Below are 26,785 nucleotides of genomic sequence, written 5' to 3'. Positions count from 1 at the left end.
CGCTCAGACGACAACGTTGACGAGCTTCGGCGCACGCACGATCACCTTGCGGATCTCGGCGCCGTCGATCGCTCGCAGCACGTTCGGCTCGGCGAGCGCCGCCGCGGTGAGGTCGTCCTCCGAGATCGCCGGGGCGACCTCGAGACGTCCGCGCACCTTGCCCTTGACCTGCACCACGCAGGTGACGGTCTCGGCCACGAGGTACTGCTCGTCGGCGACCGGGAACGGCTCGCGCGCCAGCGACGCGTCGTGTCCCAGCCGCTCCCACAGCTCCTCGGCGATGTGCGGGGCGATCGGTGCGACCATCAGCACGAGCGGTTCGACGGCGGCACGCGGCACCGCGTCCAGGCCGGTCAGGTGGTTGTTGTACGTGATGAGCTTGGCGATCGCCGTGTTGGGGCGCATCTGCTCCATCTCGACGCGCACGTCGGCGACGGTGCGGTGCAGGGCGCGCAGCGTGGCGTCGTCGGGCTCGCCGTCGGTCACGACCAGGCCCCCGGTGGACTCGTCCACGACGTTGCGCCACAGACGCTGCAGGAACCGCTGGGAGCCGACGACGTCGCGGGTGTTCCACGGGCGCGACTGGTCCAGCGGACCCATCGCCATCTCGTAGACGCGGAACGTGTCCGCGCCGTAGGCCTCGTACATGTCGTCCGGGGAGACGACGTTCTTCAGGGACTTGCCGATCTTGCCGTACTCCTGGGTGACGGGCTGCCCCTGCCAGGTGAAGCTGCCCCGGCCGTCGTCGCTCACCTCCGCGGCCGGCACGTAGGCACCGCGGGAATCGGTGTAGGCGAACGCCTGGATGTACCCCTGGTTGAACAGCTTGCCGAAGGGCTCGCGGGAGGAGACGTGCCCCAGGTCGTAGAGGACCTTGTGCCAGAACCGCGCGTACAGCAGGTGCAGCACGGCGTGCTCGACGCCGCCGACGTACAGGTCGACGCCGCCCGCCGGACCCGCGGAACCGTTGTGCCGCGGACCCATCCAGTAGCTCTCCAGGTCCGGGTCCACCACCGGGACGGTGGCGTCGCCCGCGCCCTCGGCGCCCCACGTGGGGTCGAGGTAGCGCAGGTAGTACCAGCACGACCCGGCCCAGTTGGGCATCGTGTTGGTGTCCCGGCGGTACCGCCGTGGGCCGTCGCCCAGGTCGAGGGTGACGTGCACCCACTCGTCGTTGCGACCCAGCGGCGCCTCCGGCTCAGAGTCGCGGTCGTCCGGGTCGAAGGTGCGCGGCGCGTAGTCCGGCACCTCCGGCAGGTCCACGGGCAGCTGGTCGCCGGGGATCGCGACCGGGCGGTCCTGCTCGTCCCACAGGATCGGGAACGGTTCGCCCCAGTAGCGCTGCCGGCTGAACAGCCAGTCGTTGAGCCGGTACGTGGTGGTGCCGCGTCCGGCGCCCCGGGCCTCCAGCCAGTCGATGATCGTGGCCTTGGCGTCGGCCACGCCCAGCCCGTCCAGCGAGATCTCGTCGTTGGCCGAGCGCACCGTCACGCCGTCGCCGGTCCAGGCGCCCTCGTGGCCCTCCGGCAGCCCGCCGGCGGGCTCCACGGTGTGCACGATCGGCAGCTCGAAGGCCTCGGCGAACGCGTGGTCGCGGTCGTCGCCGCCGGGCACGGCCATGATCGCGCCGGTGCCGTAACCCATGAGCACGTAGTCGGCGGTGAAGACAGGCACGGTCTCGCCGTTGACGGGATTGACGGCCAGGTGCCCCGTGAACACGCCGGTCTTCTTGCCCGCGTCGGCCTGCCGCTCGACGGCGGTCTTGGCGGCGGCCTCGCGACGGTACGCGGCCACGGCCTCGACCGGGGAGGTGTGCCCGCCGGTCCACACCTCGCGCGTGCCGTCGGGCCAGGTGGCGGGCACCTCGTCGAGCAGCGGGTGCTCCGGGGACACGACCATGAACGTGGCGCCGAACAGGGTGTCCGGCCGGGTGGTGAAGACCTCGATCGAACCGCCGGCGCCCGCCGCGTCGACGTCGGCGTCCCCGGCGCCCACCACGTCGAACAGCACGTTCGCACCCGTCGAGCGGCCGATCCAGTTGCGCTGCATCGCCTTGACCTTGTCCGGCCACTCGATGAGGTCCAGATCGTCGGTCAGGCGGTCCGCGTAGGCGGTGATCCGCATCTTCCACTGCCGCAGGTTCTTGGTGAACACCGGGAAGTTGCCGCGCTCGGAGCGGCCGTCGGCGGTGACCTCCTCGTTGGCCAGCACCGTACCCAGGCCCGGGCACCAGTTCACCGGCGAGGAGTCGACGTAGGCCAGGCGCTGGGCGTCGAGCACGTCGCGCTGCTCGCCCGCGTCCAGGGCGGACCAGACCGCGCCGCCCGTGTTGTCGCCGTCGTGCCCGGGCACCGGGCGGGTCCCCGCAGCCAGCTCGTCGCGCAGCTCGGAGATCCGGCGCGCCCGGCCGCGCTGCGTGCCGCCGTCGACCGGCTCGGCGTCGGCGTCGTACCAGGAGTCGAAGATCTGCAGGAAGATCCACTGCGTCCAGCGGACGTAGTCGCTGTCGATGGTGGCGAAGCTGCGCCGGGGGTCGTGACCCAGGCCCATGCGCCGCAGCTGGCGGCGGTAGGTGACCATGTTCCGCTCGGTGACCAGACGCGGGTGCTCACCCGTCTGGACGGCGTACTGCTCGGCCGGCAGGCCGAAGGCGTCGAACCCCATGGCGTGCAGCACGTTGTCGCCGCACATCATGCGGAAGCGGCCGACGACGTCGGTGGCGATGAAGCCCAACGGGTGACCGACGTGCAGCCCCGCCCCGGAGGGGTACGGGAACATGTCCATGATGAAGAACGGCTCGCCCGTCCCGGCGTGCCGGCCCTCGCCGTCCGTGAGCTCGCCCGAGGGGTTCGCGGCGTAGAAGGTGCCGCGCTCGTCCCAGCGGTCCTGCCAGCGCAGCTCGATGTCCTGCGCGAGGGCGGGGGTGTAGCGGTGGGCGGGCTCGTCGGGTCGCTGCGTGTCGGTCTCTGGCGTGCTCACGCCGGCGAGTCTACCGGCCGGTCGTCCCGCGCCCGGCAGGGTTCTCGACCCGTCAGAACGAGGCGATCAGTGCCGGTCCGACGGCGAGCAGCAGCCAGGCGACCGCCACCACGTACCCGATGGCGAGGATCACCCAGCGGTAGCCGGTGATCGCGGCGCGGAGCCCGTCGCCGACCGTCAGGTCGCCGTCCTGCACGGCCCGCACGACCTGCACCCACAGCAGGGGCCACATGATGGTCCACACCACCATGCACGCGGGGCACAGGGCGACCAGGGCGTAGAAGCTGGTCCACATGAGGAAGAAGATCAGCAGCTCGCCGAGCACCGTGCCGGCGAGCAGGCTGAGCAGGTACCAGCGGGGCAACCGGGCGCCGGCGAGCAGCACGACGCCCGTGGTGATGACCACCGGGAAGGCCGCCACCCCGAGGAACGGGTTCGGGAACCCGAGGAGCGAGCCCTGCCAGGACCCCATCGCCACACCGCAGTCGAGGAAGACGTTGATGCTGCACGAGGTGACGCGGTCGGGGTCCTGGAGCTTGAGGATCTTCTCGATGGCGAGCCACAGCGAGCCGCCGAACCCGATGCCCCCGAGGACCACGAGCAGGGTGCCGAAGGCTCGTGGAGACAGCCGCCGCCCCGGCGGGGCCGGAGCGAGGTCGTCCGGGCTCCGCGTGGAGCCGTCGTCAGCGGTGCTCACCGTCGTGTCGGTCACGCGGTGACGGTACCGCACCGTCCTGAGGTCAGGCGGGGTCGAGCGGGTGGACGCCGACCGTGCGCCGCGGCCGTGCCGAGACGAGCACGATGAGCAGACCCACGATCGTCAGCCCGAGGCCCGTCCAGGCGGGCGCCACGTAGCCGTAGCCCGCGGCGATGACGATCCCGCCGAAGAACGCGCCGCCGGCGTTGGCGAGGTTGAGCGCGGAGTGGCACAGCGCCGCACCGAGCGACTCCGCCCGCGGGGACAGGTCCATGAGCCGCGTCTGCATGGCCAGCCCGAGCACCTGCGAGGTGACGCCGAGCAGGAACAGCCCGGCCACGGCGCCGACGACGGAGCCTGCGGTGAGCGCGAAGAGCACGAGCGACGCGCCGGTCGCCACGAACCCGCCGACGACGGTGCCGAGCACGGAGCGGTCGGCCAGCTTGCCGCCGACCAGCGTGCCGACGGTCATCCCGACGCCCATGACCGCCAGGACCCAGGGCACGGCACCCTCGCTCATCCCGGTGACCTGGGTGACGGTGGGCGCCACGTAGGTGTAGACGGCGAACAGGCCACCGAACCCGATGGCGCCGGCGACGAACGCCACCCACATCGGCCCGTTGGCCAGCGCGCCGAGCTCGTTGCGCACGCTCGACTCGACCGGCCCGCGCTCGGGCACGAACCGCCACAGCCCGAGCAGGGCGATCCCGCCGAGGACGCCGATGAGCACGAACGCCAGACGCCAGCCGAACGTCTGCCCGACGGCGGTGGACAGGGGCACGCCGACGACGTTGGCGACGGTCAGGCCGGTCATCATGACGGCCACGGCGTGCCCCCGGCGGCCCGGTCCGGCCACGGACGCCCCCACGGCCGCACCGACGCCGAAGAACGCGCCGTGCGGCAGGCCGGCGAGGAACCGGCCGGCCACGAGCCACTCGATGCTGGGCGCGGCGGCGGAGAGCACGTTGGCCACGGTGTAGAAACCCATGAGCCACAGCAGGAGGCGACGCCGGGACATCCGGGCGGCGGCGACCGTGAGCAGGGGCGCCCCCACGACCACGCCGACGGCGTAGGCGGTCACGGCGTACCCGGCGACGGGGTCGCTCACGCCGAGGTCGGCGGCGAACTGCGGCAGCATCCCCATCGTGGCGAACTCGGTGGTGCCGATGGTGAACCCGCCGAGCGCGAGCGCGAAGAGCGCCCAGGAGGCCGGGGTGAGCCCGGTGCGGCGGGCAGAGCGGGAGGGAGCCAGGGTCACAGGGTGCATCCTTGGTTCGAAACGATTCGACGGCGCCACGCAGAGATCGCGTGCACGCCGTCGGGGATGCGCCCAGCCTACGCGCGCACGACCCGGACGCGCGAGGCGGCCAGGTGGCCGAGGTCCACGCGCACCCGCCTCCCGGCGGCGTCGAACTCCACGGACAGCGTGCCGGCGTAGTCCCGCCGGTCCGCCACCGCCACCTCCACGTCGAGCTCCAGGCCCAGCCCCGCCAGGTAGCGCAGGGCCTGCGGGTCCGCGTCGGAGATGCGCGCGACGACGCCCCGCTCCCCCGCGCCGAGGTCCACCAGCGGCACGGCGTCCGGTCGCACGACCCGCCCGTCCGCCGTCGGGATCGGGTCACCGTGCGGGTCGCGCTCCGGACGCCCCAGGCGGACGTCGATGCGCTCGACCAGGCGGTCGGAGACGGCGTGCTCCAGCACCTCCGCCTCGTCGTGGACCTCGTCCCAGGTGTAGCCGAGCTCACGCACCAGCCAGGTCTCGATGAGCCGGTGCCGGCGGACCATCGTCAACGCGTGCCGCCGTCCGGCGTCGGTCAGCCAGACGCCGCTGTACGGCTCGTGGCCGAGCAGGCCCTGCGCCGTCAGCCGCCGCACCGTCTCCGAGACCGTCGAGGGCCCCACCCCGAGCCGGTCCGCGAGCAGCCCGGTGGTGACCTTCTCGTCGCTCCACTCCTGCGCCGACCAGATCGCCTTGAGGTAGTCCTGCGCGACGGGGGTCAGTGCGGTGCTGCTGTCGGTCACGGTCACGAGCCTACGCGGCCATGGTCCCGCGACGAGGCCCTACGGCAGGATCGGGCCGTCGGGGACCAGGGCGGGCGACGGCGACCCGGTCGGCTCCGGGGTCGCCGACGAGGTGCCGGAGGGCGCCGGGCCGGCACCCGCCACCCCGGGCTGCAGCTGACCCAGCGGCGGCACCACCGCGGGCACCGGCTCGCGGTCGCCCACCGTGGCCCGGCCCGACGGCTCCACCTGCACAACCTGCACGTCGAGCATCCGGCGCGTCTCCGGGTCGAACCGCAGCACGGTCATCTCCGCCGTGCCCCGCAGCGGACCGACGGTCGGCTGACCCGAGGCGGCACCGGCCGTGCTGGCCGAGACGTAGCGGATGCCCTGACCCACCTGTTCCGGCCCCGCCCGCCGGTGCGTGTGGCCCGAGACCTGGAAGGGCACGCAGCCCGAGTCCAGCGCCGCGTCCCCGACCGGCGGCGTGTGGATCAGGAGCAGGTCCACGTCCCCGTCCTCGCAGGCGGTGGTGGCCAGCGCGGCGGCCTGCTCGGAGGGCGTCTGCTCGCGCGCGACCTGGGTCCCCTCGCCGATCCGCGTCTCCAGCGCGTCACGATCGCCGAGGATCCGCACGCCGGCCACCTCGACGACGCCGCCGTCCAGGACGGTCTGGCCGTGCGCCGCCTCCTGGCTGGAGGTGAGCACGGAGTCGTGGTTCCCGTCCGAGACCACCATCGGCACCCCGTCGGGCACCGCCGCCGCGAACGAGTCGACGCACGCCTTCTCCACGGCGGTGCCGTTCATCGTGGTGTCGCCGGCGTTGAGCACCACGTCGGCGCCCGATCGCACGGCCGTGGTCTCGATGAGCCCCGACATCCCGGTGTTGCAGTGCAGGTCGGACACGACCAGCAGCGTGACCACGTCCTCGTCGTCGGGCGTCTCGGTGCCGAGGTTGGTGCGGACGGCGTGCCGGATGTCCCATCCGTCCCACGACCGCTCGAGGTTGTCGCGGGCGTCGGCGTAGAAGGCCTCGTTCTCGTCGTAGAGCTCGACGAGCTGACCGCCGTAGGTGTCGACCACGCCGGCCAGGCGGCCGGTGATGCGGGCGCCCTCCAGCGCGGTGCCGGCGAAGACCGCCGAGGCCGGTCTGCCGGCCCGCGGCGGATCGACGTCGCCGGAGACCACGGTGGTGACCACGAGCACGACGACGACGGTGCCGGCGGTCAGTCGCCAGGTCCGGGGTGCCAGCAGGTCGGTCAGCTCCCGGCGTCGGTCGGGGCCGAGGACGGTGCGGACCCCCCACCCGACGAGGAACACCACGACGAGCGCCACCGCGGCGCGCCGCAGCGCGTCCCCGACGAGCGCGGAGGTCACGGCGTCGATCGTGACCTCGGGGGTGTTGTAGAACTGCAGGTACCGGTCGAGGTCCCCGACGAGCCGGTCGAGGGTCGACGAGGTGCCCACCGCCGTCAGGTCGGCGGGGATCTCCTTGACGGTGACGTCCACGCCGAGGCCGAGCGGCAGCGGCGAGTCGATCTCGATGGTGCCCAGCGGTCCGAGGTCGGCCACCACGAGCCCGTCGGTGTCGACCTCGTACAGCGCCTCGTGCGGTCCGAGGCTGAGGACGGCCGAGGCGGTCGTGACGCCGAACGCGAGGCACGCCAGGACGGCCACGGTGACGGCGAGCGTCCACCGCAACCAACGGGAAGGCGTGCGTCCAGGAGTCATCGTGCCTACCTCAACCGAGTCGCCCCGATCTGTCCAACCGGGACGGTCCTGACCCACGCCCCCATGGGCTCAGGATCGCACGTGGCGCAGCATGGTCAGCGCGATCACGGCCGCGGCGAGCACGGCGACGAACCCGATGACCGAGGTGGTCACCACCCCGGAGCCGAAGGCGGCGTGCGCGGAGTCGAGCAGCGCCTGGGCCTGGCCGGCCGGCAGGCCCTCGGCGACGCCCGCCGCACCGCCGAGCGTCTCGGTGGCCGCTGCGGCGTCGGCGGCCGGTACCCCCGCGGGGACGACGACGGCGCTGCTGTACGACGCGGTGAGGATGCTGCCCAGCACCGCCGTGCCGAGGACGGCACCGGACTCGTAGGCGGTCTCCGAGATGGCCGAGGCCGCCCCGGCCTTCTCCGGCGGGACCGCCGAGACGACGGCGTCGTTGGAGATCGTCTCCGCCGTGCCGATGCCGAGCGAGAGCACGACGAAGGCGACCGCGAGCCAGCCGGCCTCGCCCCGGCCACCGACCAGCGCCGTGATCAGGTAGCCGACGGCCGACACCGCGAGACCTGCGGCGACGACGTGGGCCGGCCGGACCCGCCGCACCACACGCACCACGGTGAGCCCGGCGACGACCATCGCGACGGTCCCGGGCAGCAGCACGAGCCCGGCCTGGACCGGCGAGAGACCGATGACGAGCTGGAGGTCCTGGGAGACGAAGAACAGGAACCCGACCAACGAGAACACGCTGAGCAGGTTGACCAGCACACCGCCGCTGAACGCGCCGACGGCGAACAGCCGTACGTCGAGCATCGGGTCGGGACGTCGCAGCTGACGCCGGACGAACCCCGCGCCCAGCAGCAGGCCGACCGCCACCAGGGCGAGCGCCGTCGTCGTCGCGCCGCCCTTGGCGAGGGTCTTGATGCCCAGGACGACGGACGTCATGGTGGCCATCACCAGCGCGATGGAGACGGGGTCGATGCGGCCCCGCGCGGGATCGCGCGACTCGGGGACGAACACGGGGGCCAGGACCAGCAGCAGGGCGAGCACCGGCACGGCCAGCAGGAAGACGGACCCCCACCAGAAGTGCTCCAGCAGCAGGCCGCCCACGATCGGACCGACCGCCCCGCCGGCCGCGAACCCGGAGGCGAAGATCGCGATGGCCAGCCGCCGCTCGGTGCGGTCGGTGAAGACGTTGCGCAGCAGCGACAGCGTGGACGGCAGCAGCATGGCCCCGAAGAACCCGAGCGCCGCCCGGGAGGCGACGAGGGCGCCCGCGGTCGGGGCGAAGGCGGCGACCGCGGACACGACGGCGAACCCCACCGCGCCGGTCAGCAGCAGCCGGCGCCGCCCGATGCGGTCGGCGAAGGAACCCATCGGCACCAGCAGGCCGGACAGGACCAGGGGGTAGACGTCCACGATCCACAGCAGCTGGGTGCCGCCGGGTTCCAGCGCCGCGGAGATCTGGGGCAGCGCGAAGGACAGGACGGTGTTGTCGATCGAGACGAGCAGCACCGGGAGCATGAGGACGCCGAGGGCGATCCACCGCCGCGGGTCGCGGGAGGTGGACGCGGGCGCGAGATCCGGTGCCGTGCGGGTCTGGGCCATGGCGGACGCCTTTCACACAGCGGGACGGCCGGGGCGACATGGGTGACGTCGAACTTCCGCACCGTCCAGCCGGTACAGTAACGCGCCCGGCGGTAGGGTGCAACCATGCCGCCGCCCCCCGCCGCCCGCGCCAAGGTGCTCGACGCCTTCGCCGAGATCCTGGTCGAGTCCGGCGAGCGTTCCGCCACCCTCGACGCCGTCGCCGAGCGCGCCGGTGTCTCCAAGGGCGGCCTGCTGTACCACTTCCCGTCCAAGGACGAGCTCGTCGACGGCCTCGTCGAGCACCTGCGCGCCCTCATCGCCGCCGACGTCGCCGTCATGCGGTCCGCACCCGAGGGGACCGTGGCCTACCTGCTGCGGACCTCGGTCGACGTGGGCGGCGAGCTCGACCGTGCCTACCTGGCGACCGCGCGCCTGGCCGGCGGGGCCTACCCCCGGGCGCGAGGGGCGCTCGACGCCGCCCTGGAGGCCTGGACCGAGGCGGTCGCCGCCGAGATCGACGACCCGGTCCTGGCCCGCACCGTCGTCCTGCTCAGCGACGGGCTGTACCACCGCGCCTCGATCGGCGTGCAGCCTCCCCCGGTGGACGAGCTGCTCGAGGTCGTCGAGCACCTGCGACGGCAGGCCACGGCCTGACGCGCGAGGTCAGCCCGTCTTCTTCTGCTTCTGACGCCCGCCGGACGTCGCCTTCTTCTGGGAGTCGACCGACCGGCGCAGCGCCTCCATGAGGTCCACGACCTCCGCCCCCTCGGACTCCTCGGCCGCGCCGAACGTCTCCGCGGGATCCATCGTGTCGCCCTGGTCGATCTTGGCGTCGATGAGCTGGCGCAGCTGCTCCTGGTACTCGTCGGTGTAGTCCTCCGGGGAGAAGTCCGCCTCGTAGCTGGACACGAGCTGGGCGGACATCGCGAGCTCCTTGTCCGAGACGGACGTGGAGCCGTCCAGCGCCGGGAACTCGGCCGCACGGATCTCGTCCGCCCAGAGCAGCGTCTGGAGCGTGAGCACCTCGTCGCGCACCCGCAGCGCCGCCAGCCGGGTGCGCTGGCGCAGCGCGAACTTCACGATCGCCGTGCGGTCGGTCTCCTCCAGGGTGCGGCGCAGCAGCACGTACGCCTTGGGCGACTTCGAGTCCGGCTCCAGGTAGTAGGTCCGGTCGAAGAGGATCGGGTCCACCTGGTCGCTGGGGACGAACTCGACGACGTCGATCTCCCGGTCCGTCTCGGCGGGCAGCGCGGCGAGGTCCGTCCGCGTGAGCACGACCGCGTGCTCGCCGTCGTCGTACGACTTGTCGATGTGCTCGTACGGCACCGTCTCGCCGCACACCTCGCAGACGCGCCGGTAGCGGATGCGCCCGCCGTCGGCGTCGTGCACCTGGTGCAGCGGGACGTCGTGGTCCTCCGTGGCGCTGTACAGCTTCACCGGGACGTTGACGAGCCCGAACGTCACGGCACCCTTCCAGATCGCCCTCATGACCCCATGGTCACGCGGGCGGCGCCGTCGCGCAGGACGACGGCTCCCCACGGGCACGCCGGGCCCGGTCGGGGCCGCTCCGGCGACCCGCTCCGGGGGTGTCAGCCGACCAGGCCGAGCACCCCGACGACGCCGACCAGGACGGCGAGCACCACCGACACCCCGACCAGGACGGCGTGCACGGTGTAGAAGCGCGTCGGCCGCCCGGCGTCGTCGCGCGCGCGGGGGTCACGCGTGACCCGCTTCCAGAACTGGGGCCAGACGACGAGGTTCCACAGGGCGGCGACGAGCAGGACGAGGGACCAGAGGACAGGGATCTGCACGTCGTCGAGTATCCCGCACCGACGCACGCGGACGGCGCGCGCCAGGGAAAGCGCATGCCCCAAAACGTTTCAACCCCTGGCCCGGCCGGCCGGGAGCCGGTAGTTTCATCGATGCAGACGTCGCGGCGAGGGGGCCGCCCGGCACGCCATCGATGCGAAGGAGCACGACGTGCGCACCACCCCGTCCCCGTTCCCGTCCCCCGCCGCCGGGAGGCCCCGGCGCCGACGACTGCGCCGGGCGTTCGCCGGCCTCGCGGCCCTGGCCCTGTCGGCCGCCGGCCTGGTCGCGGCCTCGACGCCCGCGCAGGCCGCCGAGATCGACACCTCCGCGCAGTACGTCCTGGTCAACCGGAACAGCGGCCTCGTGGCCGACGTGCTGAACGCCTCCACCGAGAACGGCGCCGAGATCATCCAGTGGCACCGCACCGACGCCGCCTGGCAGCGGTGGCGGTTCGTCGACGCCGGCTCGGGCTACTACCGGATCGTCTCCGTGCACTCCGGCAAGGCGATCGACGTCTGGGAGAGGTCCACCGCCGACGGTGCCGAGATCCGCCAGTACACCGACAACGCCGGGGCCAACCAGCAGTGGCGCCCCGTGGACACCGACGGCGGCGTCCAGCTGGTCAACCGCCACAGCGGCAAGGCGCTCGAGGTCTGGGAGTGGTCCACCACCCCGGCCGACCGCCTCAGCCAGTACACCTCGCTCGGCGGCGCCAACCAGGTCTGGGACCTCGTGGAGGTCGGCGGTTCCCCGACGGAGGGATGCGGTACCGGCACCTTCACCACCGAGGCCGTGCAGTCGGGCCCGACCTGGACGGCACGTCGTGGCGGCACCACCCTCTACACCGGCTCCGAGATGGCCGGCGCGGTCCGCGCCGCCGTCGGCGGGCTGACCGCCGGCCGGACCACGCAGGAGCGCGTCGTCGTGCGCGGCTCCGGCTCGATGTCCGCGTCGAGCTCGATCGACCTGCCGAGCCACACCTCGCTCGAGGTGTGCGGCACCATCGACGTCACCGGGACGCCGGCGGCGAACAACGCCCCGATCCGGATCCGGCACGCCCAGGACGTGGCCGTGCCCTACCTGCAGCTGACCGGCGCGCCGTACTTCGGCATCTGGGTGCGCACCTCCTCCGACGTCCACCTCGGCCAGATCGACCTGCGCCTGAGCGGCGGGCTCGGCATCCGGGTCGACTCGCGCGACGACGACTCGGTGCGCGAGGCCCGCGACATCCGCATCGACGACGTCTACGTCTCCGGCACCAGCAACCATGGCGTGGAGACGTACGGCGTCGACGGGCTGACGATCGGCACCGTCACCGCCCGTGACACGGGCTACTCCGGGCTGCTGCTCAACGACACGGTCAACGCCACGGTCGGGACCGTCGACGCCGACGGCGCGGGCACCGGCACCGGCTACGCGGCCTTCCGCATGGCGAACCGCAACGGGTCGCTCGACGGCTCCTACCCCACCAACGTCCGCGTCGGGGAGGTCGTCGCCCGCGGCGGCGGTCGCGGCATCTTCTGCGTCTCGGAGTCGGGCGGCGCGGTGATCGAGCGGGTGGACATCGCCGGCACCGGGTCCAACGCCGTCCTGATCGAGAACTGCTACAACGTCACGATCGCGTCCGAGGGCGGCACCATCGCCGGTCCGGGCGACGTGCGCGTCGCGGCACGCTCGGAGTTCGCCAACACCCGGGACGTGACGTTCGAGAACCTGACGCTGCGGGACACGACGCTGCGCGAGTCGCCGTGCTCGGTGAACCTGACCGTCCGCGACATCACCTGGGACTCCAGCAGCGACCAGACCTGCTGAGCCCGGCGGCGGCGGCCCGTCGACCGGCGGCGGGCCGCCGCCCGCGCGACGATGTCCCGGTGAGCTCGCAGGCCCAGCGCGTGACGGTCGACGGACGCACCCTGTCGCTGTCCAACCTCGACAAGGTGCTCTACCCGGTCACGGGCACCACCAAGGGCGAGGTGCTGCACTACCTGGCCTCCGTGGCGCCCGCCCTCCTGGCGCACGCCGCGCACCGACCCGCCACGCGCAAGCGGTGGCCCGACGGCGTCGGCGCCCAGCCGTTCTTCCAGAAGAACCTGGACGCCTCCACGCCCGCGTGGGTCCCCCGGCGCACGATCCGGCACACGTCGTCGTCCAACGACTACGTGCTGGTCGACGACCTGGCGACCCTCACGTGGCTCGGCCAGACCGCGACGCTGGAGATCCACGTACCGCAGTGGCGGTTCGGCCGCACCGGTGCGCCCCTGCCCCCCGACCGGCTGGTCCTCGACCTCGACCCCGGACCGGGCGTCGGGCTGGCCGAGTGCGCCGAGGTGGCCCGGCTGGCCCGGCAGATCCTCACCGGGATGGACCTCGACCCGCTGCCCGTGACCAGCGGGTCGAAGGGCATCCACCTCTACGCGGCGCTGACGGGCCCCCACGGCACGCTCACCTCGGACGACGTCTCCGCCGTCGCCCGCGAGCTGGCCCGCCACCTCGCCACGGAGCGCCCCGACCTCGTGGTGGCGGACATGAAGAAGTCGCTGCGCGCGGGCAAGGTGTTCGTCGACTGGTCGCAGAACAACGGCTCGAAGACCACGATCGCGCCGTACTCGCCCCGTGGCCGCGAGCGCCCGACCGTGGCCGCCCCGCGCACCTGGGCCGAGCTGGACGACCCGGACCTGCGCCACCTGGAGCTCGACGAGGTCGTCGAGCGGTTCGAGCGCGACGGCGACCTGCTGGCGCCGCTGCTGGCGGGGCACCTGTCCCAGCTCGAGCCGACGCCGGAGCGGCTGGCCTCCTTCCACCGGCTGGAGACGTACCGTGCCAAGCGGGACCCGGGTCGCACCCCGGAGCCGTTCGGACCGGACGGCGGGACCGACGGCGGCAGCAGCGTCGAGAGCGACGGCGGGAGCGCGGACGACGGGGCCGGCGCACCGGCGTTCGTCATCCAGGAGCACCACGCCCGCCGCCTGCACTGGGACTTCCGGCTCGAGCACGAGGGCGTGCTGGTCAGCTGGGCACTGCCCAAGGGGGAGCCCACCGACCCGGGCCGCAACCACCTGGCCGTCCAGACCGAGGACCACCCGCTGGAGTACGGGGGCTTCGAGGGCACGATCCCGGCCGGTCAGTACGGCGCGGGCGACGTCACGATCTGGGACGCCGGCACCTACGAGCTGGAGAAGTGGCGTGACGGTGCGGAGGTGATCGTCACGCTGCACTCCGCGCGTCGGGGCAGCAGGCGCCTGGCCCTCATCCGTACCGGTGGGCGGGGCGGCGAGGAGGAGAACTCGTGGCTGATCCACCGCACCAAGGCGCAGCCGCAGGGCGCGCACGACCCGCAGGCTGCGTCGTCGGGCACGCCGGTGCCGGCGCCCGGTGCCGTCGGCCCGGCTCCCGCGCCGACCGCGCGACCCGGCACCGCCGGCGGGACGCCGCGGCCCATGCTGGCCACCACGGCCTCGCCGGGTGAGCTGGGGCGGCTGGCGGCGGACGAGTGGGCGTTCGAGGCCAAGTGGGATGGGTTCCGCGCCGTCGTCGAGGTGCTGCCGGGGACCGGGGAGGACTCCGGCGGCGCCCCGCGGGTGCGGCTGACGTCCCGGTCCGGTCGCGACCTGACCGCCACCTTCCCCGAGCTGCAGGCCCTGGCCACGGCCGTCCGTCCCGTCGACCTGCCGCTCGTGCTGGACGGCGAGGTGGTCGCCCTGGACGCCGACGGCCGCCCGAGCTTTCGCCGCCTGCAGCAGCGGGCGAACCTGGTCCGGCCGCGCGAGGTCGAGCGGGCCCGAGCCCGGGTCGCGGTGGACCTGGTGCTCTTCGACGTGCTCGCCGTCGCGGGGAGGTCGCTGGCGGACCACCCGTGGACGGAGCGGCGGGCGGCGCTGGAGCAGGTGGTGCGGGCGGGCCGCCCGGTGCACGTGCCGCCGCCGCTGCCGGGCTCGCTGGACGAGGCGCTCGCGGAGTCGTCGCGGTTGGGTCTGGAGGGTGTCGTGGCCAAGCGTCGCGCCTCCGGGTACGCGGCCGGACGCCGGTCCCGCGACTGGTTCAAGGTCAAGCACGTGGCCACGCAGGAGGTCGTGGTCGTGGGGTGGCGCCCGCTGCACGCCGGCACCGGTACCGAGGACGCGCGCGCGGCGGGCTCCCTGCTGCTGGCGGTGCCCGACGGCGGGACGTGGCGCTACGTGGGCAAGGTCGGCACGGGCTTCCGCGAACGAGAGCGCCGCGACGTCGTCACCGCGCTGCGGCCCGCCGCCGAGGCTCCGCTGGACGGCGTACCACGCATCGAGGCGCAGCACGCCCGGTGGGCGGTCCCCGAGCGGGTCGCGGAGGTCTCGTTCGCGGGATGGACGGCCGTCGGGTCCGACGGCGGGACGAGCGACCGCCTGCGGCACGCGGTGTGGCGGGGATGGCGTCCCGACAAGTCACCGTCGGACGTCGCCGTCGAACCGTCGGCCGCACCCAGGAATGCCTGACGGGCCGACCCGGTTGCGCCCTGTATGCGAGCCATCACCTATGACCGGTACGGAGACGCGGACGTCCTGGAGCTCACCGAGCAGCCCGACCCGCACATCGGCGCGGACGTCGTCGTGGTGCGCGTCAAGGCCGCGTCGGTCAACCCCGTGGACTTCAAGATCCGCCAGGGACACCTCGACGGCCTGATGGACGCCCAGTTCCCGGTGGTCCCCGGCTGGGACGTCGCGGGTGTCGTCGAGCAGGTCGGCCTGGACACCCCCGAGTACGCCGTGGGCGACGAGGTGTACGGGTACGTGCGCAAGGACGTCGTCCACGGCGGCACGTTCGCCGAGCTGGTGGCCGCGCCGGTGCGCACGCTGGCCCGCAAGCCGTCCACGCTGTCCTTCACCGAGGCGGCCGCCGTGCCCCTGGCCGGGTTGACGGCGTACCAGACGATCCGGCGGGCCGGGGTGTCCGAGGGGCACACCGTGCTGGTCCACGCCGCGGCCGGCGGCGTCGGGTCCTTCGCCGTCCAGATCGCCCGGGCGCTCGGTGCCCGCGTGATCGGCACCGCGTCCGAGGGCAACCACGAGTACCTGCGCTCCCTGGGTGCCGAACCGGTGGAGTACGGCGACGGCCTGGCCGGCCGGGTCCGTGACCTGGCCCCGGGCGGCGTCGACATCGCCCTGGACTACGTCGGCGGTGACGCCGTGGCGGTCAGCGCGACCCTGCTCGCCCCCGGCGGCACGATCGCGTCGATCACCGACCCGTCGGCCCGGGACGAGCACGGCGGGCACTACGTGTGGGTGCGGCCGTCCACCGAGGACCTGGAGGAGATCGGCGCGATGATCGACGAGGCCAGCGTCGCCGTGGAGGTCGCGGAGGTCTTCGACCTGGCCCACGCCGCCGACGCCCATCGCGCCAGCGAGTCCGGTCACGTGCGCGGCAAGGTCGTCGTCCAGGTCTGACGTCCCGCCGCGGTCGGGCCCGCGGCGGTCAGGCCGCGGCGGCCCGGCCGTGGCGCCAGTAGCCGACGAAGTCGACGTGCGCCTTGGGCATGCCGCGGTCGTTCACCAGGTGGCGGCGCGCCCCCGTGGCGAGCCCCGACTCCCCGACGCAGAACGCGTAGCCGGTGCCGGCGGGCAGGTGGGCGCCGCGCAGCACGTCGAGCGCCGTCTGGCCCGGCACGGCGTCCGCGCCCGCCCGGTCGCGCTCGACCCACAGCAGGTCGACCCCGTCCGGGACGCGGAACTCCTGCCGGTCGTCCGCCGTCGGGACCTCGACGACCGCCAGGCCGCGGGCGTCCTCGGGCAGGGACTCGCACACGCCCGCGACGGCGGGCAGCCCGGACTCGTCGGCGACCAGCAGCGTCCAGTCGTGCTCGTGGCGCGGGTGGTAGCCGACACCCTGGTCGAGGATCCCGACCGTGTCGCCGGACCGCGCGGTCGCGGCGAAGGTCGTGCCCGGGCCGTGCTCGTCGTCGTGCTGCTCGCCGTCGTGGGAGCGCGAACCGTGCAGCACGAAGTCCACGTCGATCTCGCGCAGGTCGGGGCGTGCCGCCCGGACGGTGTAGCTCCGCACCCAGGGCCGCTTGGCCCGCGGTGTGGCGAGGTACTGCGCGTACCAGCCCAGCCCGGAGGTCCGACTGGGCAGTCGCAACGTGTCCTGGCCGGGCCGGGGCAGGAAGAGACGGAACCACTGGTCGTGACCCAGCAGCGTGAGACGTGCGATGCCCTCGCCGCCGAGGGTCACGCGGATCAGGTGCGGCGAGACCTGCTTGGTCCCGACCACCTCGGCCAGCAGGACGTGCGGCTCGACCGGCTTGCGACCCCTGTAAGCGCTCACGGGGATAAGGTTAGGCGAACCTCACCGCCGTTGACCAGGCCTGTCCACGGATCGATACCTCGGCGCGGTCCACCGGACACCGCACCCGCCGTCGCTCACAGCAGCTCGACGCGGTCCGCCTGCGGTCCCCGGTCACTCTGCCGCACCGCGAACCGGACCCGGTCGCCCTCCTCCAGCATCTCGGCGTCCCGCACCACCGACACGTGCACGAACAGGTCCGCGCCCCCGCCGTCGGGCGAGATGAAGCCGAACCCGCGGTCGGCGTCGTAGCGCGCCACCGTGCCTTCGCCCCCGCGCACCGGCCCGCCGGACGCCCCGGCCCGGCTCGACCGACCGCGTCCCGGGGCGCCGGGCGAGCTGCCGGAACCACGCACGACCTGCACGTGGCGGGCGTTCGGCCCCTTGTCGCCGTCGACGACGTCGTACGTCACGCGGGCACCCTCCGCGAGCTCGGTCAGCCCCTGGCCGAGCGCCTTGACGTGGACGAACACGTCCGGGCCACCCGCGTCGGGAGCGATGAACCCGAACCCCTTGACGTCGTCGTACCAGGACACCGTGCCGTCCGCCCCGTCGGACGCCGGCCGGGCGGCCTCCGCACCGAGCGGGAGCAGGTGGTCCGCCTGCGGGCCCTTCTCCCCGTCGACGACGAGGAACGCCACCCGCTGACCCTCCACGATCACGCCGCCGGTGACGACCGCCGAGCTGTGCACGAAGACCTCGGCGCCGCCGCCGTCGGGCGTGACGAACCCGTAGCCCTTGGTCGGCTCGTACCAGTTGACCGTGCCGAGCCTGCCCACGGGCGCGTCGGGGGCCCGGTCCCCCGTGACCCGGACGCGCCGGGCCTGCGGGCCGCGGTCGCCCTCGCCCACCTCGAACTCGACGGCCTGCCCCTCGCGGAGTTGCTTCGTCCCGTCGCCGCCGACGATCTCGGACGCGTGCACGAACAGGTCGTCACCCTCGTCCCCGCGATCGATGAAGCCGAAGCCTCGGTCGGCGTCGAACCATCGGACAGTCCCTTGGGGCACGAAGAACTCCTCGTCTCGGCAGACAGTGCTGACTCCAGTGTCCCCGACGGAACAGCCGGGCGAGCGCATCCGGCCGGCTCCGGCTTCCCGACGACGCCCGGCCCGCTCCCCCGGGCCGGCGAGACACCGGAGCGACCGCCGACTCCCCCGGTGCCGCAGACTGGTGCCGTGACACCAGTCAGCCTGCCGTGCCGCGCCGAGGCCCGGATCCCGTGCCCCGCCCGCGGTCTCGCACTCGCCGTGGGAACCGTGACATTCCTCATGCTCGGCGGGTGCGCACCGGCGGGGTCCTCGGACGACCCGGTCACCGCACCCTCCCCGACGATCAGCGCCCCGGCGACGCGAGCACCCACGGGCTCTGGCAGCAGCACGAGCGACGCGCCGCGGCCGGAACCGGTCGAGCTCTCGGCCGGCGACGTCCGGCTGGCCGTGTCCCCGCCGACCGGCGCGGCCGGGTCGGTAGCGGTCGCTCCGGCCGAGGACGGGTCCGCCCGGCTCACCGTGGACTTCTCGTCCGTCCCGACCGGCACCTATCCCACGGCGACCCCGACCGGGCCCGGCGCGTTGACCGTCCACACCGACGGGTCGCTCACCGTCGTGGGGGCGGACGGCGTCACCGCGGCCGGCGGCCTCGCGCGTCCGGACGGCGGACGGTGGCGGACCGTGGACGCCAGGACCGCCGAGCTGGTCCCCACCACCGCGAAGGCCGAGGGCACCGTCACGACGACGCTGGGCACCGACGGCGTCGAGAGCGCCGTGTGGGGGGACCGGGAGGGCGGGCGTTCCCTCGCCGTCGACCCCACGGCCTGGGCACGGTCCGCCGGCGAGGCGGGGGTGGACGTCGTCTGGTCCGAGCTGGTCGCCGACGACCCGGACCTGGACACGGCCACGATGCACGACCAGCTCGTCTGCCACGCCGTCGGGGCGCCGGACAAGGAGACCTGGAACCTCGAGCCGTGGCGTCCCGACGTCGGGCTGCTCGCCGTGCTCGCCGAGCGGTGCAACCCCACCGAGGGCTCCTGACGTCCGCCGGGCGACCCGTGGGATACGGTCCCGGCGTGCCCCTCGATGAACCCGCCGTGACCTTCCGCCCTGCCCTGCGCACGGATCTCGCCCGGGTGGTGGAGCTCATCGCAGACGACGACGTGGCCCGCGAACGGACGGGCACCTTCGGCGCGGCCCACGTGGCAGGTTTCGAGGCGATCGAGGCCAGCCCCAACGACGAGCTCGTCCTGGCGGTGCTCGACGACGAGGTCGTCGGCGTCATGCAGCTCACCTTCGTACCGGGCGTCTCCCGGAACGGGGCCACCCGGCTGCTCGTCGAGGCCGTCCGCGTCGACGCCCGGCGACGGGGCCGCGGGATCGGCAGGGCACTCATGGAGCATGCCCACGCTCGCGGCCGGGAGCGCGGGGCCGCCCTCGCCCAGCTCACGTCGGACAAGCAGCGCCCCGACGCCCACCGGTTCTACCGGTCGCTCGGCTACGCGCAGTCCCACGAGGGTTTCAAGCTCACGCTCTGAGAAAGGGCCCGCTCAGGCGCGGCGGAGCACCTCGGCCTCCTCGGCGGCGGTGAGGCCCGTGACCGGGGCGTCCGGGTCGGCGCGGAGCCAGGCGAGCACGTCGCGCGCCGTGTCCTCGACCGGCCGCACCGTCAGCCCCGCGGCGCGCGCCGGGCCGGCGTCGTGCGCGAGCATCCCCGCGTACTCCGGCCGGGGCAGCCACAGCGGCAGCGACCGCTCCCCCGCCCACGGCCGGACGCCGAGCGCGGCGAGCCGCTCGCCGTCGACCCACCGCCACCGTGGCTCGACCCCGCAGCCGCGGGCCACGGCGTCGAGCAGGTCGCCCACCGGCACCGCCGGGCCGACGGCGTCGAGGACGCCGGGCGTCCGCCGCTCGGCGACGTCGACGACCCAGCGCGCCAGGTCGCGGACGTCGATCACCTGGACCACGTCGTCCGGGGCGCCCGGGGCGAGCACCTCGTCGGGCCGAGGACCGGGACCAGGGTCGGCACCCGACCGGACCCGCGCCCCGTCGGTGCGGACGCCCACCGTCGCTCCGTCGAGCACCCGGCGCATCCGCGCGGGCCAGTAGGTGAACCGCCCGGACGGGTCGCCCGGTCCGACGATCAGCCCGGGCCGCACCACGGTGGCGTCCGGGGCGCCCTCGAGCACGAGCTCCTCGCACGCGACCTTCATCGGGCCGTACGCCTCGGGGCGGGCGGTGAGGTCGACGTCGTCCGGCTCCGACGGGTGGAGGCGACCGGCCCCCGGCCCCGCGGGATCGGCGTCGTCGGCGTAGACGCTGACCGAGGAGACGAAGACCCGGTGCGCGCCGGGCCACGCGGCGACGGCACGCCGGACGTGGGACGGCGTGCGCGCGACGTCGACGACGGCGTCGAACGGCTCGGCCGCGAACGCCGCAGGAAGTGGTTCGGCACGGTCGAGGACGACGTGCCGCGCGCCGTCGGGCACGGAGCCGGAGCGGCCGCGGGTGGCGGCGACCACCTCGTGGCCACGGGTGACCGCGTCCGCCGCCACCGCCCGGGACAGGAACACCGATCCGCCGAGCACCAGGAGTCTCATGCCGTCACCCTGCCGAGCGAGGCCGTCGGGCGCCAGCGGTTCCGCAGTCGGCGCAAGCCCCGGGGCCGGCGCGACCGCCACGCCCTCAGATCCGCTCCACGCCGCCGGACCGCCCGTCGCGGATGCCCACCATGCTGACCAGTCCGCCCAGGACGAGCAGTACGGCCGTCACGACCAGCGCCCGGTGGAACGAGGCCACGTCCAGCACACCCCCCAGGATCACGCCGGCGAACGCGATGACCACCAGCCCCGCCACCCGGGAGACCGCGTTGTTGACGGCCGAGGCGATCCCGGCGTCCGAGGGCGGGACCGCGCCGAGGATCGCCGCCGTCAGCGGCGCGACCGTGATCGCCAACCCCAGCCCGAACACGAGGATGCCGGGCAGCACCTGGGTCAGGTAGTCGGCCTCGGCGTCCATGGTCAGCATCAGCAGGTACCCGCACCCGGCCACCACCGGCCCGATCCCCATGAACCAGCGCGGCCCGTACCGGCCCGCCAGCGTGCCGAACCGCGTCGACAGCGCGAGCATCGCGAACGTCGTCGGCAGCTGCGCCACGCCGGCCGCCGTCGCCGAGTAGCCGGCCACCTGCTGCAGGAACAGCGTCAGCACGAACCCGCCGAACGCGAGCGCGCCGTACACCGCGAACGTCGCGATGTTGCCCCAGGCGAAGTTCCGCGCGCGGAACAGCCGCATCGGCAGCATCGGGTCACGAGCCCGCCGCTCGTAGAGGACGAACGCGACGAGCAGCACGGCACCGACCGCGACGACCGCCCAGATCTCCTCGATCAGCCCGAGGACGGCGGCCGCCAGCCCGCAGGCCGCGAGCACCGCACCCGGCACGTCCAGGTGCCGGTCGACCGTCTCCACCGACGGCGGCACGCGCCGCAGGAGCAGGAGCGTCACCGCGACCACCGGGAGGTTGATCCAGAACACCCACCGCCACGAGGCCAGGTCGACCAGCCCCCCGCCGACGAACGGCCCGACGATCATCGCGGTGCCGGTCCAGGCGGTCCACCGCCCGATCGCCCGGCCCTGGGCCGGCCCGTCGAACGTCGAGATGATGAGCGCCAGCGAGCTCGGCACCAGCAACGCACCCGCCACCCCCTGCGCCAGGCGCGCCACCACGAGCACCGGACCGGTGGGCGCGACGGCGCAGAGCACCGACGCCGCGGCGAACCCGGCGAGGCCGACCATGAGGACGCGCCGCCGCCCGTGCACGTCCGACAACGACCCGGCGAGCAGGATGAACGAGCCGAGGGTGACGAGATAGCCGTCCACCACCCACTGCTGCAGCGTCAGTCCCGCCTCGCCCGGGCCGCCCAGCTCGGCGGCGATCGCGGGCAGGGCGACGTTGACCACCGTGCCGTCGAGGAACGACACGAACGAGGCGAGGATCGCGACGACGAGCACCCGCCGCTGCAGGACCGTGTCCACGCGGTCACGCTACGCGCGTCGCGACGGGTCCGCGGCTCGTGGGCTGCCGGTAGCGTCGGTGCCGTGACCGTCGAGATCCGTCCCCTGTCGTCCGACGACGCGCCGACCGCGCAGCGACTCGCCGAAGAGGCCTTCGGCACGCCCGCTCGCCCCACCCCGCCGCCGACCCCGCAGACCTGGCCCCCGGCGAACGCGCACCCCTGGGGCGCCTGGGTCGACGGCGAGCTCGTGGCCAAGGCCACGGTGCGTTCCTTCACCTCCTGGTTCCACGGTGCGAGGGTGCCGACGGCGGGGATCGGCGGCGTGACGGTCGCCGCCGAGCACCGCGGCAGCGGCCTGCTGCGTCCGCTGCTCGACGCCGCGCTGGCCGAGGCCCGGGAGCGCGGCGAGGTCGTCTCCACGCTCTTCCCCTCGGCAGCGGGCATCTACCGCGGCCTCGGCTACGAGATCGTCGGCGCGTTCGACGAGGTGTCGATCCCCATGTCGGCGCTCGCCGCCGTGCGCCGCCCGGCCGGCCTGCGCACGCGGCGGGCGACGCCCACGGACGCCCCGGCGCTGCGAGAGGTCTACACCGCGTGGGCTCGGGGGCAGAACGGGCCCCTGACCCGGACCGAGGCGCCGTTCGATCTCGGAGCGGACGACGTCGCGGGGCCGGACGCCGACTACACCGGGGTGAGCCTCGCCGTGGATCCGGCCGGGGAGGTCCAGGGGTTCGCGAGCTGGAGGAGGGGCACCGGGTACGACCGGTCCACGGGCATCGAGGTCGAGGACCTCGTGGCGCTCACCCCGGACGCCGCTCGCGCGCTGTGGGCCGTGCTCGGGTCCTTCGCGACCGTGACCGGGTCCGTGCGCCTGTGCACCTCCGGGGGCTGGTCGGGCGCCGACCCGAGCCGGCTCGTGCTGCCCGACCATGCCACGTCCCTCGTGCAGAACCAGCCGTACATGCTGCGGCTGCTGGACCTCCCGGGCGCCCTCGGCGCCGCCCGGCAGGCGCCGCTGTCCGCGCGGGTGCCGTTCGCCGTGGTCGACGCCACCGCCCCCGACCTGGCGGGCTCCTGGACGCTCGAGGTTGCCGGCACAGGCACCCGTGTGGTGCCCGACGACGGCGGCCCGGCCGCGCGGCCGACGTTCACCTCCGCCGGGCTCGCCCTGTCCTACGCCGGCGCCCAGTCCTGCGCGAACCTGCGGCTGGCCGGACACCTCTCCGGCCCCGACGCGCACGATGCCGTCTGGGACGCGGTGTGGGCAGGGCGCCAGGTGCACGTGCGCGACCACTTCTGACGGTGGCCGCCGGCCCGTCAGCAGGTGGCGGCGACGTCCGAGCGGTAGCCCAGGGCCCAGCAGAGGACGCCGACGTCCTGGCGGACCTCGTCGACCGCGGTCCGCAGGCCGCCGATCTCCTGGCGCAACGCGTCGAGGTCGGCGCTCGTCGCGCCCTCACCGCCCGTGCCCAGGTCGTCCCGCACGGAGTCGAGGTCGTTCCGGACGGTCCCGAGCCCGTCCTGCAGGCTGGACTCGAGGCTGTCGATCCCGTTCGTGACCTCCAGCAGCCGCGTCTGCAGGTCGGTCGTCCCGGCGGTGCCGTCCGCCGGGAGCCCGGTCCAGTCCTCGACCCCCGCGAGGCGGTCCGCCAGCCCGTCGATCGTGGCCGCGTCGGGCGCGGCCGCCAGCTCGGACCGCAGGTCGGCGGACTCCTGGCGTGCGGTCTCGGCCTGCCCGACGGCGGTCTCCACCTCCGCCGCGAGCTTGCGGTTCGCGGACCACAGGACGGCGACGCCCGCCGAGGCAGCGAGCGCGAGCACGAGCGCGGCCGCCAGGACGACCGTCTGGACAGGACGCGGTGCGGAGGGCTCCGGGGGCGGTCCGTGGGGAGCGACGACGCCGTGGGCCGCGGCGGGCTCGGACGCGAACAACGTCGCGACGGAGGCGACGGGACCGGTGTCGGCGCTCGCGCCGTGCCGCGGGTGCCGGCCGCCGCCGTCCGGGGGCGGAGAGGTCTGCGAGGTGGTGTCGGGCCTCATCTCACTCCTTCGTCCGGCCGCGGGGCCGGTCGGGGCCATGGTCGCGCCACTCGGGGCGCGGCACAAGGGCACGTGGCGTGCCGCCGGTCGCGCCGTCGGCTCTCGGTAGGGTGAATCCTGGGCTCGCAGGGCGGGACGGACCCCGACGAGACGGACCCGACGACGCCGACACCGCCGGCGAGGCCGAGGAGCGCCATGAGCACGTTTCGCGAACGCCTGCGGGCGCTGCCCGTCCTCCCCGACGGCCTGTCCGGCTGGGAGGTCGAGGACCTGCGCACCTTGCCGGGCGCACCGCACGAGCTGTTCCGGACCTGGTTCGAGGACGCCGTGGCCGCCGGGGCGCTGGCGCCGCAGGCGATGACGCTCGCCACCTCGGGCCCCGGCGGGCAGGTCGCGGCCCGCACGGTGATCCTCCAGGACCTCACGGAGACGGGCTGGTGGTTCGCCGGGCACGCCGCCAGTCCCAAGGGCGCCGACCTCGCGTCGAACCCGCGGGCCGCCCTGACCTTCCTGTGGCGCGAGACCGGCCGCCAGATCCGCGTGGCCGGACGTGCGACGGCGCACCCGGACGTCGGTGTCGCGGAGTTCCGGGCCCGGTCCGACGCCTCGCGGGCCACCGGGCTGGTCGGCCGCCAGAGCGAGCCGCTCGGTTCCCTGACCGAGCATCGCGCCGCGTGGGCCCACGCCCTGCACCGGGTCCGGGCCGACCCCGACCTCGTCGCACCGGGCTGGACCGCCTGGTGCCTCGAGGCGACCGAGGTCGAGTTCTGGGCTTCGGGATCCGGCACCGGGCAGACCCGGGTGCGCTACCGCACGGCGGCTCGGGAGGCGGGTGCCGGCGACGGCGCCGCGTCCTGGGTCACCGAGCTCCTGTGGCCCTGACGGCGCGACCTGCCCGTTCAACCGCCGGTCGCACTGTGACCCACATCACTGCAGGTCAGCGCCTTGTGACGTTGCTCTCATTGTTTGTGACACTTTTCACCAGCGACGTAGCATGACCGAGTGACTACGCGCGAAACGACCTCCGGCAAGGGTTCCTCCGACGCTGTCGACGTCGTCCTGATCGGCGGCGGGATCATGAGTGCCACCCTCGGCACCCTGATCCAGCAGCTCGAACCGACGTGGTCGATCCGCATCCTCGAGCGCCTCGACGACGTCGCGCTCGAGTCGTCCAACCCGTGGAACAACGCGGGGACCGGGCACGCCGCGCTGTGCGAGCTCAACTACACGCCGGAGAAGCCCGACGGCACGATCGACATCTCCAAGGCCGTCGCGATCAACGAGCAGTTCCAGACCTCCCGCGAGCTCTGGCACCACCTGCTCGCCACCGGGACCCTCGGCGACTCGTCGTTCATCAGCCGCACGCCGCACATGACGTTCGTCCGCGGTGCCAAGAACGTCGACTACCTGCGCCGCCGCCACCAGAGCCTCAGCGCGCACCCGCTCTTCCGCGACCTGGAGCTCTCGACGGACCGCGCCGAGATCGCACGCTGGGCCCCGCTGCTCACCACCGAGCGCGACGCCTCCGAGCCGATCGCCGCGACCCGCTCCGCAGCGGGCACCGACGTCGACTTCGGCAACCTCACGCGCCAGCTCATCGACGGCATGGTCGCCCACGGCGCGAAGCTCCAGCTCGAGCGCGAGGTCACCTCGCTCAAGCGCCGTCGCGACGGCGGCTGGCGACTGCGGGTCAAGGACCGTTCCTGGAACGCCCGGCCCCGGACCTCGACCCTCGACGCGCGATTCGTCTTCGTCGGTGCGGGCGGTGGCGCGCTGCCGCTGCTGCAGTCCGCCGGCATCCCCGAGATCAAGGGCTTCGGCGGCTTCCCGATCTCCGGCGAGTTCCTGCGCACCGACAACCCCGACGTCGTGGCGCGCCACCAGGCCAAGGTCTACGGCAAGGCCGACGTCGGCGCCCCGCCGATGTCGGTGCCCCACCTGGACACGCGGGTCGTGGACGGCAAGAGCTACCTCATGTTCGGCCCGTACGCCGGGTTCAGCCCCAAGTACCTCAAGAAGGGCAAGTACCTGGGCCTGATCACCTCCCTGCGCGCCCACAACGTGACCTCGATGCTGGGTGCCGGGCTGAAGAACCTCGACCTGACCCAGTACCTCGTCGGTCAGGTCGTCGCCGCCCCGGAGACCAAGTTCCAGGCCCTGCAGCAGTTCATGCCGACCGCGCACCCCAAGGACTGGGAGACGATCACCGCCGGTCAGCGCGTGCAGGTCATCAAGCGCGACGCCGACGGCAAGGGCGTGCTGCAGTTCGGCACCGAGATCGTCGCCGCCGCCGACGGCTCCATCGCCGGCCTGCTCGGCGCCTCCCCCGGTGCCTCCACGGCCGTCTCGGCCATGGTCGACGTGCTGGGCCGCTGCTTCCCGGCCGAGTTCCCGGCGTGGCGTGCCCGCCTGGCCACGATGATGCCGAGCCTCGACGGCGTGCCCGCGGACGCCCGCGAGATCGACTCCACCTCGAGCGCCGCCGACGAGCTGGCGGCCGACGCGCTGCCCGCGCCGGTCGACGGCGTGCTGCCGGCCAGCGTCTACGAGTCCCGGGCCGACTCCCGGCTCTGAGCCCACGGGTCCGCGCGCCCGTACGCGGCCGGCTCGCCGACCGAGCGGCCGCA

General features: G+C 74.0%; 22 protein-coding genes. 9 read left to right on the top strand and 13 right to left on the bottom strand.

The window, feature by feature from the left end:
* Positions 1-3: 3 nt before the first annotated feature.
* The 6 genes from leuS to ACIQLL_RS15895 form a co-directional block, all read right to left on the bottom strand.
* Positions 4-2,979 carry a leucine--tRNA ligase gene (leuS, locus tag ACIQLL_RS15920; protein ID WP_402469212.1) on the bottom strand — a complete coding sequence of 992 codons (2,976 nt, stop codon included), beginning with the start codon at positions 2,977-2,979 and terminating at the stop codon, positions 4-6.
* Positions 2,980-3,031: 52 nt separating this feature from the next.
* Entirely contained in the window at positions 3,032-3,691 is a 660-nt protein-coding gene (locus tag ACIQLL_RS15915) for a vitamin K epoxide reductase family protein (RefSeq protein WP_402469210.1), read from the bottom strand.
* A gap of 28 nt (positions 3,692-3,719) precedes the next feature.
* A complete protein-coding gene (locus ACIQLL_RS15910) occupies positions 3,720-4,943 on the bottom strand; it encodes an MFS transporter (protein WP_402469208.1) in 1,224 nt (407 codons plus the stop codon).
* Between the two features lie 68 nt (positions 4,944-5,011).
* Positions 5,012-5,698, bottom strand: a complete 687-nt coding sequence (locus ACIQLL_RS15905) for a metal-dependent transcriptional regulator (RefSeq protein WP_402469206.1) — start codon at positions 5,696-5,698, stop codon at positions 5,012-5,014.
* A gap of 39 nt (positions 5,699-5,737) precedes the next feature.
* Complete coding sequence (locus tag ACIQLL_RS15900) at positions 5,738-7,408, bottom strand: metallophosphoesterase family protein (RefSeq protein WP_402469204.1); 1,671 nt, start codon at positions 7,406-7,408, stop codon at positions 5,738-5,740.
* A 69-nt stretch (positions 7,409-7,477) separates the two neighbouring features.
* A complete protein-coding gene (locus ACIQLL_RS15895; protein ID WP_402469202.1) occupies positions 7,478-9,010 on the bottom strand; it encodes an MFS transporter in 1,533 nt (510 codons plus the stop codon).
* 105 nt (positions 9,011-9,115) lie between these two features.
* On the opposite strand from ACIQLL_RS15895, the gene ACIQLL_RS15890 reads away from it, so the two are divergent.
* Entirely contained in the window at positions 9,116-9,646 is a 531-nt protein-coding gene (locus ACIQLL_RS15890) for a TetR/AcrR family transcriptional regulator (protein ID WP_402469200.1), read from the top strand.
* Between the two features lie 9 nt (positions 9,647-9,655).
* On the opposite strand, the gene ku is transcribed toward ACIQLL_RS15890, so the two are convergent.
* Together ku and ACIQLL_RS15880 are read right to left on the bottom strand one after the other, a co-directional pair.
* Positions 9,656-10,480: a non-homologous end joining protein Ku gene (gene ku / locus ACIQLL_RS15885; protein WP_402469197.1), complete on the bottom strand. Its 825-nt coding sequence runs from the start codon at positions 10,478-10,480 to the stop codon at positions 9,656-9,658.
* 101 nt (positions 10,481-10,581) lie between these two features.
* Positions 10,582-10,803 carry an SCO4848 family membrane protein gene (locus ACIQLL_RS15880; RefSeq protein WP_402469194.1) on the bottom strand — a complete coding sequence of 74 codons (222 nt, stop codon included), beginning with the start codon at positions 10,801-10,803 and terminating at the stop codon, positions 10,582-10,584.
* Positions 10,804-10,972: 169 nt separating this feature from the next.
* Here ACIQLL_RS15880 and ACIQLL_RS15875 point away from each other — a divergent pair, with 169 nt between their 5' ends.
* From ACIQLL_RS15875 to ACIQLL_RS15865, 3 genes are read left to right on the top strand one after another with little or no spacing between them, the layout of a single operon-like run.
* Positions 10,973-12,616: an RICIN domain-containing protein gene (locus ACIQLL_RS15875; protein ID WP_402469192.1), complete on the top strand. Its 1,644-nt coding sequence runs from the start codon at positions 10,973-10,975 to the stop codon at positions 12,614-12,616.
* Between the two features lie 59 nt (positions 12,617-12,675).
* A complete protein-coding gene (locus ACIQLL_RS15870; RefSeq protein WP_402469190.1) occupies positions 12,676-15,270 on the top strand; it encodes an ATP-dependent DNA ligase in 2,595 nt (864 codons plus the stop codon).
* 24 nt (positions 15,271-15,294) lie between these two features.
* The gene (locus ACIQLL_RS15865) at positions 15,295-16,218 is read left to right on the top strand and encodes an NADP-dependent oxidoreductase (RefSeq protein WP_402469187.1); all 924 of its coding nucleotides are present in this window, start codon (positions 15,295-15,297) and stop codon (positions 16,216-16,218) included.
* 28 nt (positions 16,219-16,246) lie between these two features.
* On the opposite strand, the gene ACIQLL_RS15860 is transcribed toward ACIQLL_RS15865, so the two are convergent.
* Positions 16,247-17,095 carry a siderophore-interacting protein gene (locus tag ACIQLL_RS15860; RefSeq protein WP_402469185.1) on the bottom strand — a complete coding sequence of 283 codons (849 nt, stop codon included), beginning with the start codon at positions 17,093-17,095 and terminating at the stop codon, positions 16,247-16,249.
* Between the two features lie 95 nt (positions 17,096-17,190).
* Complete coding sequence (locus ACIQLL_RS15855; RefSeq protein WP_402469182.1) at positions 17,191-18,120, bottom strand: cold-shock protein; 930 nt, start codon at positions 18,118-18,120, stop codon at positions 17,191-17,193.
* Between the two features lie 168 nt (positions 18,121-18,288).
* On the opposite strand from ACIQLL_RS15855, the gene ACIQLL_RS15850 reads away from it, so the two are divergent.
* Both ACIQLL_RS15850 and ACIQLL_RS15845 read left to right on the top strand, forming a co-directional pair.
* Positions 18,289-19,143, top strand: coding sequence for a DUF2599 domain-containing protein (locus ACIQLL_RS15850; protein ID WP_402469179.1), 855 nt, complete (start codon positions 18,289-18,291; stop codon positions 19,141-19,143).
* Positions 19,144-19,178: 35 nt separating this feature from the next.
* Positions 19,179-19,640 carry a GNAT family N-acetyltransferase gene (locus ACIQLL_RS15845; protein WP_402469176.1) on the top strand — a complete coding sequence of 154 codons (462 nt, stop codon included), beginning with the start codon at positions 19,179-19,181 and terminating at the stop codon, positions 19,638-19,640.
* Between the two features lie 12 nt (positions 19,641-19,652).
* Here ACIQLL_RS15845 and ACIQLL_RS15840 read toward each other — a convergent pair whose 3' ends face one another.
* Both ACIQLL_RS15840 and ACIQLL_RS15835 read right to left on the bottom strand, forming a co-directional pair.
* Positions 19,653-20,702: a Rossmann-fold NAD(P)-binding domain-containing protein gene (locus tag ACIQLL_RS15840; protein ID WP_402469174.1), complete on the bottom strand. Its 1,050-nt coding sequence runs from the start codon at positions 20,700-20,702 to the stop codon at positions 19,653-19,655.
* An 85-nt stretch (positions 20,703-20,787) separates the two neighbouring features.
* Positions 20,788-22,137: an MFS transporter gene (locus ACIQLL_RS15835; protein WP_402469172.1), complete on the bottom strand. Its 1,350-nt coding sequence runs from the start codon at positions 22,135-22,137 to the stop codon at positions 20,788-20,790.
* A 63-nt stretch (positions 22,138-22,200) separates the two neighbouring features.
* Here ACIQLL_RS15835 and ACIQLL_RS15830 point away from each other — a divergent pair, with 63 nt between their 5' ends.
* Complete coding sequence (locus ACIQLL_RS15830) at positions 22,201-23,418, top strand: GNAT family N-acetyltransferase (RefSeq protein ID WP_402469169.1); 1,218 nt, start codon at positions 22,201-22,203, stop codon at positions 23,416-23,418.
* A gap of 17 nt (positions 23,419-23,435) precedes the next feature.
* Here the strand turns inward: ACIQLL_RS15830 and ACIQLL_RS15825 are convergent, their stop codons facing one another.
* On the bottom strand, positions 23,436-24,158 hold the full coding sequence (locus ACIQLL_RS15825; RefSeq protein ID WP_402469167.1) for a hypothetical protein: 723 nt from the start codon (positions 24,156-24,158) through the stop codon (positions 23,436-23,438).
* 195 nt (positions 24,159-24,353) lie between these two features.
* Between ACIQLL_RS15825 and ACIQLL_RS15820 the strand changes: the two genes are divergently transcribed.
* Together ACIQLL_RS15820 and mqo are read left to right on the top strand one after the other, a co-directional pair.
* Positions 24,354-25,040, top strand: a complete 687-nt coding sequence (locus ACIQLL_RS15820; RefSeq protein WP_402469165.1) for a pyridoxine/pyridoxamine 5'-phosphate oxidase — start codon at positions 24,354-24,356, stop codon at positions 25,038-25,040.
* Positions 25,041-25,160: 120 nt separating this feature from the next.
* Positions 25,161-26,732, top strand: coding sequence for a malate dehydrogenase (quinone) (mqo, locus tag ACIQLL_RS15815; protein ID WP_402469163.1), 1,572 nt, complete (start codon positions 25,161-25,163; stop codon positions 26,730-26,732).
* The last annotated feature ends 53 nt before the right edge of the window (positions 26,733-26,785 follow it).

Origin of the sequence: Isoptericola aurantiacus, from assembly GCF_044769875.1 — a bacterium.
GTDB lineage: Bacteria > Actinomycetota > Actinomycetes > Actinomycetales > Cellulomonadaceae > Isoptericola > Isoptericola aurantiacus.
Note: the sequence above shows the minus strand (reverse complement) of the source record. Positions and strands in the feature narration are given on the sequence as shown.

Excerpts from the sequence above, each read along its gene's own strand:
- ACIQLL_RS15895 (WP_402469202.1), bottom strand. The coding sequence starts at position 9,010 with ATGGCCCAGACCCGCACGGCACCGGATCTCGCGCCCGCGTCCACCTCC.
- ku (WP_402469197.1), bottom strand. The coding sequence starts at position 10,480 with ATGAGGGCGATCTGGAAGGGTGCCGTGACGTTCGGGCTCGTCAACGTC.
- ACIQLL_RS15825 (WP_402469167.1), bottom strand. The coding sequence starts at position 24,158 with ATGAGGCCCGACACCACCTCGCAGACCTCTCCGCCCCCGGACGGCGGC.
- ACIQLL_RS15890 (WP_402469200.1), top strand. The coding sequence starts at position 9,116 with ATGCCGCCGCCCCCCGCCGCCCGCGCCAAGGTGCTCGACGCCTTCGCC.
- ACIQLL_RS15865 (WP_402469187.1), top strand. The coding sequence starts at position 15,295 with ATGCGAGCCATCACCTATGACCGGTACGGAGACGCGGACGTCCTGGAG.
- ACIQLL_RS15820 (WP_402469165.1), top strand. The coding sequence starts at position 24,354 with ATGAGCACGTTTCGCGAACGCCTGCGGGCGCTGCCCGTCCTCCCCGAC.
- ACIQLL_RS15840 (WP_402469174.1), bottom strand. The coding sequence starts at position 20,702 with ATGAGACTCCTGGTGCTCGGCGGATCGGTGTTCCTGTCCCGGGCGGTG.
- ACIQLL_RS15910 (WP_402469208.1), bottom strand. The coding sequence starts at position 4,943 with ATGCACCCTGTGACCCTGGCTCCCTCCCGCTCTGCCCGCCGCACCGGG.
- ACIQLL_RS15900 (WP_402469204.1), bottom strand. The coding sequence starts at position 7,408 with ATGACTCCTGGACGCACGCCTTCCCGTTGGTTGCGGTGGACGCTCGCC.